This is a genomic window from Agrobacterium tumefaciens str. B6 (genome assembly GCF_001541315.1).
Classification (GTDB): Bacteria; Pseudomonadota; Alphaproteobacteria; order Rhizobiales; family Rhizobiaceae; genus Agrobacterium; species Agrobacterium radiobacter.
Window position 1 is genome coordinate 37157 of record NZ_LMVK01000051.1, and the last position, 13846, is coordinate 51002.

At 59.2% G+C, this 13846-nt stretch carries 12 protein-coding genes and 1 pseudogene; 6 read left to right on the top strand and 7 right to left on the bottom strand.

What is annotated here, in order from left to right; translation table 11 throughout:
* Positions 1 to 295 precede the first annotated feature (295 nt).
* The 3 genes from queA to ASB65_RS25100 are packed head-to-tail and all read left to right on the top strand — an operon-like array spanning position 296 to position 3703.
* Positions 296 to 1378, top strand: coding sequence for a tRNA preQ1(34) S-adenosylmethionine ribosyltransferase-isomerase QueA (queA, locus tag ASB65_RS25090; protein ID WP_060725742.1), 1083 nt, complete (start codon positions 296 to 298; stop codon positions 1376 to 1378).
* Entirely contained in the window at positions 1378 to 2508 is a 1131-nt protein-coding gene (gene tgt, locus ASB65_RS25095) for a tRNA guanosine(34) transglycosylase Tgt (RefSeq protein ID WP_060725743.1), read from the top strand. The genes queA and tgt overlap by 1 nt, the downstream gene beginning before the upstream one ends.
* A 37-nt stretch (positions 2509 to 2545) precedes the next feature.
* Positions 2546 to 3703 carry an aminodeoxychorismate synthase component I gene (locus tag ASB65_RS25100; protein ID WP_060725744.1) on the top strand — a complete coding sequence of 386 codons (1158 nt, stop codon included), beginning with the start codon at positions 2546 to 2548 and terminating at the stop codon, positions 3701 to 3703.
* Positions 3704 to 4204: 501 nt separating this feature from the next.
* Here the strand turns inward: ASB65_RS25100 and ASB65_RS25105 are convergent.
* The 5 genes and pseudogenes from ASB65_RS25105 to ASB65_RS25125 form a co-directional block, all read right to left on the bottom strand.
* Positions 4205 to 5473: pseudogene (locus ASB65_RS25105) on the bottom strand (type III PLP-dependent enzyme); the annotation flags it as partial.
* The gene (locus ASB65_RS25110; protein WP_060725745.1) at positions 5457 to 6989 is read right to left on the bottom strand and encodes an AMP-binding protein; all 1533 of its coding nucleotides are present in this window, start codon (positions 6987 to 6989) and stop codon (positions 5457 to 5459) included. The pseudogene ASB65_RS25105 and the gene ASB65_RS25110, both read right to left, overlap by 17 nt.
* Complete coding sequence (locus tag ASB65_RS25115) at positions 6986 to 7249, bottom strand: acyl carrier protein (protein ID WP_003503006.1); 264 nt, start codon at positions 7247 to 7249, stop codon at positions 6986 to 6988. Before ASB65_RS25115 ends, ASB65_RS25110 begins: the two co-directional genes overlap by 4 nt.
* A 105-nt stretch (positions 7250 to 7354) precedes the next feature.
* Positions 7355 to 8095, bottom strand: a complete 741-nt coding sequence (locus tag ASB65_RS25120; protein ID WP_060725746.1) for a hypothetical protein — start codon at positions 8093 to 8095, stop codon at positions 7355 to 7357.
* Positions 8096 to 8382: 287 nt separating this feature from the next.
* Entirely contained in the window at positions 8383 to 9510 is a 1128-nt protein-coding gene (locus tag ASB65_RS25125) for an S-(hydroxymethyl)glutathione dehydrogenase/class III alcohol dehydrogenase (protein WP_003503003.1), read from the bottom strand.
* A 430-nt stretch (positions 9511 to 9940) separates the two neighbouring features.
* Here ASB65_RS25125 and ASB65_RS25130 point away from each other — a divergent pair, with 430 nt between their 5' ends.
* Positions 9941 to 11194: a TadE/TadG family type IV pilus assembly protein gene (locus ASB65_RS25130; protein ID WP_060725747.1), complete on the top strand. Its 1254-nt coding sequence runs from the start codon at positions 9941 to 9943 to the stop codon at positions 11192 to 11194.
* A 43-nt stretch (positions 11195 to 11237) separates the two neighbouring features.
* Here the strand turns inward: ASB65_RS25130 and ASB65_RS29040 are convergent, their stop codons facing one another.
* Positions 11238 to 11384, bottom strand: a complete 147-nt coding sequence (locus ASB65_RS29040; protein WP_223564881.1) for a hypothetical protein — start codon at positions 11382 to 11384, stop codon at positions 11238 to 11240.
* Here ASB65_RS29040 and ASB65_RS25135 point away from each other — a divergent pair.
* Entirely contained in the window at positions 11340 to 11756 is a 417-nt protein-coding gene (locus ASB65_RS25135) for a pilus assembly protein TadE (RefSeq protein ID WP_245301401.1), read from the top strand. The genes ASB65_RS29040 and ASB65_RS25135 overlap by 45 nt on opposite strands.
* Complete coding sequence (locus tag ASB65_RS25140; RefSeq protein ID WP_003502998.1) at positions 11753 to 12334, top strand: TadE/TadG family type IV pilus assembly protein; 582 nt, start codon at positions 11753 to 11755, stop codon at positions 12332 to 12334. The genes ASB65_RS25135 and ASB65_RS25140 overlap by 4 nt, the downstream gene beginning before the upstream one ends.
* Positions 12335 to 12381: 47 nt before the next feature.
* Here the strand turns inward: ASB65_RS25140 and trmFO are convergent, their stop codons facing one another.
* The gene (gene trmFO, locus ASB65_RS25145) at positions 12382 to 13824 is read right to left on the bottom strand and encodes a methylenetetrahydrofolate--tRNA-(uracil(54)-C(5))-methyltransferase (FADH(2)-oxidizing) TrmFO (protein ID WP_003502995.1); all 1443 of its coding nucleotides are present in this window, start codon (positions 13822 to 13824) and stop codon (positions 12382 to 12384) included.
* Between the last annotated feature and the right edge of the window lie 22 nt (positions 13825 to 13846).

Sequence of the window (13846 nt, forward strand, 5' to 3'; positions counted from 1 at the left end):
TCCCGCAGTTTATGCGGGGCGGGTTTTGATGTTTATTGACGGTGCTTGATCTGGAGGACGGTGCGGCAGATTTGACGATTGCTGTTCTTTGCGCCGTTTCCTTTTTCCCTCATTCCCGTGCTTGTCACAGGAATCCAGCCAGCCCAAGTCTTTGGGCTGGAAAGCCACCCTCGCCAGGCAGACGCGTGTCGACTGGATTCCTGTGACAAGCACAGGAATGAGGGGAGTGGGCGGGATGCGGCGGACCGAAATTCACCGTGCCGTGTAAAGTTTTGATGTCTGGAAGACCCTTGCAATGCGTGTAGACCTGTTCGATTTCGATTTGCCCGAGGAGAATATCGCCCTTCGCCCGGCGAACCCGCGCGACAGCGCGCGCCTGCTGGTGGTCGATCCGAATGAAAACCGCATGGAAGACCACCGCGTCTTTGACCTGCCGTCTTTCCTGAAGCCCGGCGATGCGCTTGTCTTCAACGATACCCGCGTCATTCCCGCCCAGCTTGAGGGCGTTCGCCTGCGCGAAGGCGCGCCGGAGACGGCTGTTTCGGCCACGCTGCACATGCGCGCCGACCAGTCGCGCTGGAAGGCTTTCGCGCGCCCCGGCAAGCGCATCAAAGAGGGTGACCGCATCCGTTTCGGTTATGAGCGCGACAATGCCTGCGGCCTTGCCCATATCGAGGCCACCGTCGAGGAAAAGGGCGAAGAGGGCGAAATCACGCTGCTTTTCGACGTTTCCGGCCCTGTTCTGGATGAGGCGATCGCCTCCGTCGGCCATATTCCCTTGCCGCCCTATATTGCCGCCAAGCGGCCGGAAGATGCGCAGGACCAGACCGATTACCAGACCATCTATGCCCGCGAGAAGGGCGCCGTCGCCGCCCCCACCGCCGGACTGCATTTCACGCCCGATCTGTTCGAAGCTCTTGATAAGGGGGGTATCGAGCGGCATTTCGTGACACTTCACGTTGGGGCAGGCACCTTCCTTCCGGTGAAGTCCGACGATACCGACGATCACAAGATGCATTTCGAGATCGGCCATGTGTCGCAGGAAACCGCCGACAGACTGAATGCCGTGAAGGCGCGCGGCGGGCGCATCGTCTGCGTCGGCACCACCTCGCTGCGGTTGATCGAAAGCGCTGCCTCCGAAGACGGCGTCATTCACCCATGGTCAGGCCCCACAGGCATCTTCATCACGCCCGGATATCGCTTCCGCGCGGTCGATATTCTGATGACCAATTTCCACCTGCCGAAATCGACGCTGTTCATGCTCGTTTCGGCTTTCTGCGGTCTCGAAACGATGCGTGACGCTTATAAGCACGCCATCGAAACCGGATACCGCTTCTATTCCTATGGCGATTCCAGCCTGTTGTTCCGGAAAAACTGATGCACGAGAAATTCACCTTCACCCTGAAAGCCACGAGTGGCGGCGCACGCCTCGGCGAAGTCGCCATGCCGCGCGGCGTCATCCGCACGCCCGCCTTCATGCCTGTTGGCACTGTCGGTACTGTCAAGGCCATGTATCTCGACCAGGTGCGCGAGCTCGGGGCCGATATCATTCTCGGCAATACCTATCACCTGATGCTGCGGCCCGGCCCGGAGCGCGTGGCAAGGCTCGGCGGCCTGCATGAGCTGATCCGCTGGCCGCACCCGATCCTCACCGACAGCGGCGGCTTTCAGGTTATGTCGCTTTCCGGCCTGCGCAAGCTGGACGAGCAGGGTGTGACCTTCAAGAGCCATGTGGACGGTTCGTTGCACCATATGTCGCCGGAACGCTCGATCGAAATTCAGGGCATGCTTGATTCGGACATCCAGATGCAGCTTGATGAATGCATCGCGCTGCCAGCCGAGCGCAAGGAAATCGAGCGCGCCATGGAAATGTCGCTGCGCTGGGCGGAACGCTGCCGCGTTGCCTTTGGCGAACAGCCTGGCAAGGCCATGTTCGGCATCGTGCAGGGTGGCGACCAGCCGGATCTGCGCATTCGTTCCGCCGAAGGGCTGAAGGAGCTTGATCTCAAGGGTTACGCGGTCGGCGGCCTTGCCGTCGGCGAGCCGCAGGATGTGATGCTGGGCATGCTCGACATCACGCTGCCGGTGCTGCCCACTGAAAAGCCGCGTTATCTGATGGGCGTCGGTACGCCTGACGATATTCTGAAATCCGTCGCGCGCGGCATCGACATGTTCGACTGCGTGATGCCGACCCGTTCCGGTCGTCACGGGCTTGCCTTCACCCGTCGCGGCAGGGTCAATATCCGCAATGCCCGCCATGCGGAGGATATGCGGCCGCTCGATGAGCAGTCAAACTGCCCGGCCTCGCGTGATTACTCCCGCGCCTATCTGCATCATCTTACGCGCTCCAACGAGGCGCTGGGCGGCATGCTGCTCTCCTGGCACAATCTTGCCTATTATCAGGAGCTGATGCAGGGTATCCGCAAGTCGATCGAGGAAGGCCGTTTCGCCGATTTTTATGCGGAAACCATCGAGATGTGGGCGCGGGGCGATATAGACCCGGTCTGACGTTTCCCGACCCTTTCTCCTGTTTCGGACGCTTTCATTGGCACATGCGCCTTACGTTCTTTTCCGGGATGATACGACCGGCACGGTGACTGCCTTCACCGAGCCGGAAGAGATCATCGTCGCGGACGAGCCGGAAGCGTTTTTTGCCGCCCTGACGCGCATGGAGCAGCTGCGCCGCGCCGGGAAATACCTTGCCGGCTATATGTCCTACGAGGCGGGTTTCCTGTTCGAGCCGAAACTTGTGGACTTTGCTGCCGAGCCTCGCAACGTGCCGTTCCTTCGCTTCGGCGTCTTTTCCGGCCCACAGCCGGATGAGGGGCGATTTGCGCGGCCCGAAAGTCTGCCGGATGCCGATGCGTTCCTGTCCGATCCCGCGCCCGCATGGAGCCTTGAAGATTATTGCCAGCGCTTCGAGCGGTTGCACGGGCATCTGCGTCGCGGCGACTGTTATCAGGGCAATCTGACGATGCCCGTTCATGCTCGCTGGAGCGGCGATCCGCTCACGGCCTTCTGGTCGCTGGTCGCGCGCCAGCCGGTCAAATATGGCGCGCTGGTCGATCTCGGTGGACCGGTGATCCTGTCGCGCTCACCGGAACTGTTTTTCTCGGTGGACGGGGAAGGTTTCATTGAAACCCATCCGATGAAGGGAACGACGCCGCGCGGTGCGAATGCGCAAGAGGACCGGACGATCATCGCGGCGATGCTTGAGGATGAAAAGACGCTTGCCGAAAACCGCATGATCGTCGATCTCCTGCGCAACGATATTTCCCGCATCACCGAGGTCGGCAGCCTCCATGTGCCGCGACTGTTCGATATCGAGACCTATCCCACCGTGCACCAGATGGTCAGCCATGTGCGCGCGAAGCTTTTGCCTGATGTGACGGTGGAGGATATTTTCGCGGCGCTTTTTCCCTGCGGTTCGGTGACCGGCGCGCCGAAAATGTGGGCGATGAAGATCCTGCGCGAACTGGAACAGACGCCGCGCGACGCCTATTGCGGCGCGATCGGCGCCATATCGCCTGGTGGGGAGATGAGGTTCTCCGTGGCGATCCGCACGATGACGCTGTTCGATGACGGTCGCGCGGTCTTCAATGTTGGCGGCGGTATTGTGTTCGATTCCGATGCCGAGGCGGAATATGATGAGTGTCTGCTGAAATCCAAATTTGCGGTTGGGGACAGACTGTTACGGGGGTGATTATCCCGTGCGTTGCGTCTCAGTTTACCGGTATTGCGAATCTGTAGGGCGGACATCCCGAAAGAACGATTTAATCTTATCCTGCACATTCGCGTCAGGCGTCGTTACTTCATAGAAGCTACTGTCGATTGCCCGAATGGTCACCCATTCCTGATCCAAGGCTGGCGACAACGCAGTAAACTGCCCCCATATCACTTGTTTCGCCTTCTTCGCGAGGTCGGCCAGAACGGCGCCTGAAATACGCGCATCTTTCTGGGCCAACATCTCGAGGTCATCTCGCGATTCACCCACCACCTCAAACCATTCATCGGCGGATTGCAGAGACTTGACCGTGGAAACGACCCAAGTTGCCGTTTGAGAGGCCGGTGCGAGGAGATGAAGGAGATCGTAAAGATCGGCTGCAATTACGCCCTCGCGAATGTCATAAATTCTTAGTGTTTGATGGGGATTTTCGGATGTGAGGGTAGCAATATTGTCTCCAGCCCTATCTCGAGCCGACGTGACAATGGCGATGTCACCATCCTCGATCAGCACTTCCTTCGCCGCCGGATGGCTGAGAAAACCCGAAGGGCTAGCGGTGGCGCCATAGGCGCCCGATTGCAGGATTGCCAGGAGATCACCAGCCTTCAGCTTCGGCAGGGCCGCATTGCGGGCCAGGGTGTCGAGCGGTGTGCAGAGCGGGCCGACGATGGTTGCCGTTTCCTCATAGTCTGCCTGCATCATGGCCGGTGCGACGATGGGGTAGTTGCGCTTGACGATCTGGCCGAGATTGCCGGAGGCGGCGAGGTGGTGGTGCATGCCGCCATCCATCACCACGAAGGTAGTGCCGCGCGAGGTCTTTACCGAATTCACCTCCGCCACATAGACGCCGCCGGAACCGGCGAGGAAACGGCCGGGTTCGACGATGACATGGGCGTCGGTTATCAGCGGATGCGCCTTTACGAGCGCCTTGAGGTCGGGAATGGCGGCACTGACCGCTGCAAGATCGAGCGGCGTTTCGCCTGCGAAATAGGGGATGCCGAGACCGCCGCCGAGATCGATGGTTTCGAGCGGCTTACCGAGCATCCCGGCCATGCGCGCGGCAAGCAAAATGGAGTGTCTCCATTGGGAGACAAGCATGTCGGCATCGAGGATCTGCGTGCCGCCGTAAATATGAACGCCGACGAGATCGATATATCGGGCGTCCTTGAAGAGCGGCAGGACATTTTCCAGCTCTTCCTCATCGAAACCGAAGGCCGTGGCCTTGCCGCCCATGCGCATCGCGCCGGCTTGTGCATCCGGCACCGGATTGATGCGGATCGAGGCTTTGACCGGCTTGCCGATCGCCTCGATGCGGCCAATTTCCTCGGCGCTTTCGATGTGGATTTCGCCGATGCCGCCCTCGATCACTTCGCGCAATTCGGCTTTGCTTTTGCCGGGGCCGGCGAAGATGATTTTTTCCGGTGCGACACCGGCCTTGATGGCGGCGCGGTATTCGCCGACGGAGGCAATTTCCGCACCGGCGCCTTCCTGGCGGAAAAGCGAGATGATGGCGGGCAGGGGATTGGCCTTCACCGAATAATAGATGTCGGCAAAGCCACTGAGCGCCGTTTCGAGATTGCGATAGGCGCGGCGCATGGCGCTGGCGTCATAGAGAAAGCATGGTGTTCCGGTTCCGGCGACAATATCGCGCACGGGAAGTCCACCGATCATCAGATCGTTTTCGCTTATGCCGAATAACGCGGCTGCAAAGGCCGGGCCGTGGCTCTGGGGTTTATCCGTTGGCGCCATTGTCCGTCCGTTCGCGCACCAGCGCGCGGTAATCCACCTTGCCATTGGCCGTTGTCGGCAGTCGTTCCACCAGTTCGATGGCGCGCGGGATCATGAAGGGGGCGAGCATTTCGGCGGCTTTTTTAAGCGCGGCCGAAACATCGATATTCTGGTTGGCGGCGGTTGCCACGGCATGCACCTTTTCGCCCGCAAAGGGGTCGGGCAGGCCGATAACGGCGACCTGCTGGAAAAGCCCTGTCGACATCAGGCTCTCCTCGACCTCGGTCGGGCTGATGCGATAGCCTGAAGATTTGATCATCGCATCGTTGCGGGCAACGAAACTGAAGAAACCGTCCTCGTCTTCCACCGCGAGATCGCCGGAATAACACACGGTTTCGCCGCCCAGTGCCGCCGGAATGAAGGGGTGAGGACGCAGCACCTTGGCCGTGTCCTCCGGCCGGTTCCAGTAACCCAGCGAGACGGTCGGGCCGCGATGCACGAGAATGCCGGGTTCACCCGGTTTTGCCCTCTGTCCCTCAGCGGTGACGATGAAGATTTCGCATTCGGGAATGGCCTTGCCGATGGAGGTCGGGCGGCGGTCGATTTCATCAGGCGGCAGGAAGGTGGAGCGGAAGGCCTCGGTGAGGCCATACATCAGGTAGATTTTCGTGTCCGGCAGCTTCTCGCGCAGCGCTTTTACGGTTTCCTGCGGCACGCGTCCGCCGGAATTGGTGATGTAGCGCAGATGCGGCAGCGGTGTCTTTGTGAGCGACGGGGCCGCTTTCGTCAGGATCGCCCAGATCGTCGGCACGCCGGCCAGACCCGTGATGGCGTGGTCGCGCAGATCGCGGACGATCTCATCGCCCAGCCGGAAGGTGGAGATGACAGTGGCCGCGCCCTGTTCCACCGCTGTCAGCAGCTGGTTCAGGCCATAATCGAAGCTGAAAGGCAGGAGGGAAAGAATGCGGTCCCTGCCGGTGATGTCCAGATAGGTGCGCACGATGCGCGCGCCGGCCAGAAGATTGCGGTGCGACAGCATCACGCCCTTGGGCGAGCCGGTGGAGCCGGAGGTATAAAGAATTGCGGCCAGGTCTTCGCCGATCGCCGCCGAAGGCCGGGCGGGTGCGCCGGTGCGGGTCCCAATCTCCTCCGCCAGCAGGATCGTGACATCGGGAAGGTCTGCCAATGCTGCATTCAGCTCATTTATCATCGCAGCGTCGCTGATGACGATCTTTGCGCCGCAATCCCTGATGATATGGCGAATCTGCTGCGCCTTCAGCAATGCGTTGACAGGCACGAAGACGCCGGCCGCCATGCTCACGCCGAAGATCGACCAGCATTCCTCGATGCCGCGCGGCAGATAGATGACGACGCGGTCACCGCGTTGTGTTCCGGCTTCCTGCAATGCCGCTGCACAACGGGCTGCTGCCTCGGCGAATTCGCGATAGTTCAGCGATCGGTCCTTGTGGACGACGGCCGGATCGTCGCTCGCCGCGCGCGCGGTAAGAAGATGGTGCAGCAGGAAATGGGGTGTCATCTCCTCCGTTCCCTGAGGACGAAGGCGATGAGATCGGCCGGCGTGCCGAGATTGTCGGGGGTGAAATGCTCGTCATCGAGAATGATGCCGAAACCCTCCCCGAGGAAGATCATCAACTCAAGAAACCCGAGCGAATCGATCACACCGCCTTCGAGAAGCAGCGTGTCGGCGGAAAAGGGGGCATAGGCGGGAAAACGATTGGAGAGGTAGGAATAGATGGTATCAGCAACGTCGATTTCACTCTTTTGCGCTGCAAGCATGCTCGTTCTCCGATTTCCCTCGTGTTCCCCAGAAGACTGCCCGGAACGGCGCTTTGTCTGTAAAGGCCAAGATTCCGTCGAGTCGCGCAAGAATCACTAAAATACCTACGGTGGCAATAACACCAACTCTGAGTATGTTTCGTTAATAAATTGTGGGTTCCATACGCCTTTTACTTGTATGGGTGCAGATTTATGTGCGGCAAGGCCGCCGGCCTTTCGCTCTCCCTCAAGCGCCGCCATGGTCAGCGCAACCCGGCCGTGGCCAAGAAGGTGGCGGGCAATTGCGGATATGTGCCTTTGCGCAACCTGCCGGTCGTCGCAATGGATGAGGCGCGCGGATGGCAGTCTTCTGGTTGTGGTTTTCAGGAAGACCAGCGGGTGGTGGCGGTTCTCCGCCTCCATCAAGGCCACGATGCAGCCGAGGCGGGCGTGGTCTTCCAGCATGCCGCGCGTTTCGGCGGACAGTATTTCCGGTTTTATGTCCGCAAGCGGGCGGAGCCGCGCACTTGCCGGGCGAAGTGCAGCAAAGGGCAGCGGATAAAAAAGCGTGCAATCGGTCACCGTCGCAAAGCCCAGCCTCTCATTCAGCCTGCAGGCTTCGGGAGAGGGGGTGAGATCGGTGAAGATTTCGTCCTCATTGGATGAGGCCATCTGCAGCATGCGCGGTGCGAACCAGCGGCAGGAAGGCTCCACATACCAGCTGGACAGGTTGACGATGATCGTGCCGGTACCGGGCAGGCGGCTTTTGATCGTCAGCAGCACACCTGCGGCATCGTCGCCCTTGATCAGTAATTGCCCGATCGGACCCAGTTCGCGCCGCTCGTGATGCTCGCTGATGAGCGACAACCCGCGCGACCAGAAGGCCTCGCTTTTTTCCGGGAAGCCTTTCGCCAGAAGAGCGACGGCGGCGACGCGGTTTCCGTTGTCGATCGGTACGATTTTCAGGGTCGCTCTCCGCTGGTCTGGCGCCGTTCTGGGCGGGGAGGGATTTTCAACTCCACCGCGCAGTATCGGCTTACGACGATAGATTTACCGTCCAGTTAATCGCAATGGCTGCAGGCGGTTGGAGGCGATCACATTTGCATGAAAGGCGGGCGCGCGCGGTTACGCGCGCCCGCCTCTGTCTTATCCAATCAATAAACCACGACGCCGCGGATGCTTTCGCCCTTATGCATCAGGTCGAAGCCCTTGTTGATGTCTTCGAGCGGCATGGTGTGGGTGATCATCGGGTCGATCTGGATCTTGCCTTCCATGTACCAATCGACGATCTTCGGCACATCCGTGCGGCCGCGCGCACCGCCAAAAGCGGTGCCCATCCAGTTGCGGCCGGTGACGAGCTGGAACGGACGCGTGGAGATTTCCTGGCCGGCGCCGGCAACGCCGATGATGACCGACTTGCCCCAGCCGCGATGCGAGGCTTCCAGCGCCTGGCGCATGACCTTGGTATTGCCGGTGCAGTCGAACGTGTAATCCGCGCCGCCGATCAGGTCGCCATTACGCTTCGTCATGTTGACGAGATAGGGCACGATGTCCTCGCCGACTTCCTTCGGGTTGACGAAATGGGTCATGCCGAACTTCTCGCCCCAGGCCTTGCGGTCGGGGTTGATGTCGACGCCGATGATCATGTCCGCGCCGGCAAGACGCAGGCCCTGCAGCACGTTGAGGCCAATGCCGCCGAGACCGAAGACGATCGCCGTGGAGCCGATCTCGACCTTGGCGGTGTTGATGACCGCACCGATGCCGGTGGTGACGCCGCAGCCGATGTAGCAGACCTTGTCGAAGGGCGCGTCCGGGTTGATCTTGGCCAGCGCGATCTCCGGCAGGACCGTATAGTTCGAGAAGGTCGAGCAGCCCATGTAGTGATGGATCTTGTCCTTGCCGATCGAGAAGCGCGAGGTGCCGTCAGGCATCACGCCCTGGCCCTGGGTGGCGCGGATTGAGGTGCAGAGATTGGTCTTGCGCGAGGTGCAGGAATAGCACTCGCGGCATTCCGGCGTGTAGAGCGGAATGACATGGTCGCCCTTCTTGACCGAGGTGACGCCCGGTCCGACATCCACCACGATGCCCGCGCCTTCATGGCCGAGAATGGCCGGGAACAGGCCTTCCGGATCCGCACCCGACAGGGTGAAATCGTCTGTATGGCAGATGCCGGTCGCCTTGACCTCAACCAGCACTTCGCCGGCGCGGGGGCCTTCGAGTTGAACGGTCATGACCTCAAGCGGTTTTCCGGCCTGAATGGCAACTGCGGCGCGAACGTCCATATCTTATCTCCTGGCATTGTCTTGTGATTGAACAGGGCTGTTTTGCCCGAGCTTGGCTGGAGGGACAAGGGGCAAACCCCGGTTTGTCGCCCCGAAGAAAACTGCATTGCCGAAATCGGCCCCGTCATGCACGGCATGATGGCCACAATTCATACGTTCTAATTTATTAATAAATGAATTAAGCATATGAATTTACAGAATATTTTCCGGTTTTTGTTGGCCTTTGGTTTACGGTTTCCGTGCTAATGACCCCGTGGATTTTAAGAGGTCGGCGAGAACTGCTCCCGAAAAAGCGTTCGCCAATCGACAGGCAATTTTCAGCACCCGGTGGCAGGCCGGATATTTTTTAGCGTGGCAGAAAGCCGGGCGCACCGCTTTTCACAGTGCGCCTTTCCCGCCGCGATGAGCGACATGAGACGGTGTTTTCAGGATGTTTGAGTGGACAAGAAAAAAAGCTGTTCGTGAAGGGCTGTTTTCGCTTTTCATAGGCGACCGCACGGCCGCCTTTGCGATCATGACGGCGCTGCTTCTGCCGGTTTTTATCATCCTGATGGGACTGCTTTTTGAGGGCGGTAGAGGCCTGAGTTATTTTCTTCAGTCCAAGCGCGTTATGGCGCTTGCCGGTGAGCGCTCGACCAAACCGACGCGTACCGATGTGGGTGCGGATTCGACACGCCGTGAAAATGTGCTGACAACCTTCGATGCGATGATCCAGTCGACAAAACAAAAGGTGCTGGAACGTGATGTCACCATCAACTGGCTGCGGACTGATATCAAAGCCGAATTCAGCTATCGGCTCTTGTTTGCGGATATGTTCGATGTCGATGAGATGAAATATCGCCTTGCCTATTCCTGCGAGGGTATCCCGCCCTATCCATATGACGGTGAAGTACTCGTCGATAATAATTTTGAAAACAATACTCTCGGCCGGGAGCGTATTCTGAAGAACGGCATAACGACCCAGACGCCCAGCGGCTGCTGGGGTGTGTATCCTTACACGGAGTTGAAATGGCACGGCGGAACGGGACCCGGTATCGAATTGCAGGACTGGAGTAGCCCTTGCTGCCGTAAGATCCATGCATGGGAGGGATATCCGGAAGGTTTCGAAAAAGAGGCTGAAAAGGGAGACGAAACCGCAAATGACAAGGCTTGCAAGTTAAAAGGAAATGAAAAGGCAGTGCAGTCAAGTGACAGGCCGCTGTTTGAGGAGGGTGCCAATAGCAGTCTTGCGTCCCTGCCCACTCGCTATGTTATTGAACTGGATAGTGACTGGGGGACATCAATACAGGGCAAGAAGCGCACTGATGCAAACAGCTCGATCTACAAAGACGTCGAACTTCACCCGGGAAAATACGAGATTTCGGTTTGGTACAATGGCCGAAAGAGCAGTTTTAACAACGTGAAAAGTGCCGAACTGACCAATGGTATCGATATATCTCTGCAACCGCTGCTGCCGCAATCCGGGGCGGTGAAAACCATCTTCCAGATGAAACAAGGCCCGGGGATGAAAAACGCCATCGATCAGGTCATCAGATGGCGGCAGTACCGGGAGCAGATCACGGTCGACACTTATTCCATATACAGGCTGACCATTGCGGCTTCGGGGTTAAGTGATAGCTTCGGCGGCATCATTACCGGCTTTGAGTTGCGATATATCGGACGGTACGGCGATGAGCGTTCCTGAAATCGCACCTGCGGCTCATGGCGGCAAGCAATCGCATGACGGTTCACGGCACCGGCTTTTCAGGCGGCTTTACCTGAGGATTCTTGCCGACAGGCAGGCTGCCGCCGCCGTTGAAGTGGGCCTGCTGTTGCCCGTTTTTCTGATTTTGATTTTCGGAATCCTCGAAATCGGGCTGCTGCTGCTCTACCATCTTTATCTCTCAACCGCTTCGAGTGCCGGCGTTGAATATTTGCGCCGAGCTGCGATGCATCGTCAGCAGGTGACGGAGAGGGCATTGCGGCAGGCGATTTCGTCCGGGTTCATCACCGCGACTAATGCGGATAATTTGAAGATTTCACTCACGCCAATACTTGATGACGACATTGCCGCGGCCCCCGTCGCATTTCCGATAGAGAACAGCTTTCAGTCGCCGACCGCCGCGGCAGGACAATATATTCTGGCGGTGGGGTACAGGTGGAACTTCGTCATGCCGACGACGCACCTGCTCGTTCCAAGCTCAGGGACTGTCCGTCAGCTCCAAAATGTGTCGCTGGCGATAACGGCTGTGCGGGTGACCGAATGAGCATCATGCGACCTATATCCCGTCTGTATTCCATGGGGCTTTGCCGCTCCGGCGCCGCTGCCGTCGAGATGGCTCTTCTGGCGCCACTGCTCATCCTTGTTCTGGCCGTTGTTCTTGAAATCGGACGCGGATGGCTGAGCTACGATCGCTTTGTGACGGCCGTGGACAATACGGCCCGTTGGTCGGCACGGTTTCCGGAGTTCGAGACCCGGGTGAGAACGGGCGTCAAAACGTTCGTGCTCATGTCCGGAAACGGTCTTCTTCAGACCGAAAAGCTTAACCTCACTTTGAGAAGCGCAAAGCTGGTGGGCAATGTTCCCGAGCTGCAATTTCAGCCGTATAATTTCTTCGGTTCAGCCGAAGGCGTAGAATGGGACAAGGCGATTAAGGACGGCAATTTCGGGCCAAATGAAGCGATTATCGTGGTTTCAGGGCGTTACAGCTATCGACCGCTATTTGCCTTTCTGGCCGATACCACCATAGACTTCGAATATGTAACGGCGATCAATCCATTCTTTTCGCGGCACTACCCCTATCAGTCCGGCAAATCCGATTTCAATAAATGGAATGTCATGTAAGCCATGACCGCGCCCCGCCATTGCGTGGAGCGCGGGTGGTCTCAAATTCAGGATGTGGCGACGGAAGCCTTTGAAAGGTCGAGCCATTCCGCGCAATCCCTCAACGCCCGCGCTGCAATCAGCTGGCGTTTCATGATCGTCTTGTCCTTGCCGCGAAAACGCTTCACGCCTTCAGGCTTGACGATCGAGCCCGGCGTCAGTTCCGGGAAGAGGCCGAAATTGATGTTCATCGGCTGGAAGGAACGTTTGCCCGGCTCATCATCGGAGGAGAGGTGGCCGCCGGTGATGTGGTTGAGAAGCGAGCCGAGCGCGGTGGTGGCCGGCGGCAGGCTCGGGGTCTCGCCCTTCTGCTCGGCGGCGGCGAAGCGGCCGGCGAGAAGGCCGACGGAGGCGCTTTCCACGTAACCTTCGCAGCCGGTGATCTGGCCGGCGAAACGCAGGTCCGGCCGGGATTTCAGCTTCAGCGAGCGGTCGAGCAGGATGGGGGAATCGATATAGGTATTGCGGTGCAGGCCGCCGAGGCGCGCGAATTCCGCATTTTCGAGGCCCGGTATCATGCGGAACACATCCGCCTGAACGCCATATTTCAGCTTGGTCTGGAAACCGACCATGTTGTAGAGCGTGCCGAGCGCATTGTCCTGCCGCAGCTGGACGACGGCATAGGCCTTGACGGTGGGGTTATGGGCGTTGGTCAGGCCCATCGGTTTCATCGGGCCGTGGCGAAGTGTCTCGCGGCCGCGTTCGGCCATGATCTCGATCGGCAGGCAGCCGTCGAAATAGGGCGTACCTTCCCATTCCTTGAAACCGACGGTATCGCCGGCGATCAGCGCATCGATGAAGGCGTTATACTGTTCCTCGTTCAGCGGGCAGTTGATGTAATCCTTGCCGGTGCCGCCGGGGCCGACCTTGTCGTAACGCGACTGATACCAGCAGATATCCATGTTGATGCTGTCGCGGTGCACGATGGGGGCGATGGCGTCGAAAAAGGCGAGCGCATCCTCACCCGTCTCGGCCTGAATGGCGGCGGCGAGATCCGGCGAGGTGAGCGGGCCGGTGGCGATGATCGAGTTGCCCCATTCCCTCGGCGGCAGGCCGTTCACCTCTTCGCGCACGATCGTCACCAGGGGGTGACTTTCCAGCTCTTTCGTCACGGCTTCAGAAAACCCGTCTCGGTCGACGGCGAGTGCACCGCCGGCCGGCACCTGGTGTCTGTCGGCGCAGGCCATGATCAGTGAGCCGGCGAGCCGCATTTCCGCATGGATGACGCCGACTGCGTTCGCCGTTGCATCGTCGGAGCGGAAGGAGTTGGAACAGACCAGTTCCGCCAGCGTATCGCCCTTATGCGCATCCGTGCCGCGCACGCCGCGCATTTCGTGCAGGATGACGGGGACGCCGCTTTGCGCGATCTGCCATGCGGCTTCCGAACCGGCCAGTCCGCCGCCCACGACATGAATGGGAGAAGTGGTCTTGTCTTGCATTTCGGTGTCCATAGGCGGCCGCGGGGCAAAGGCT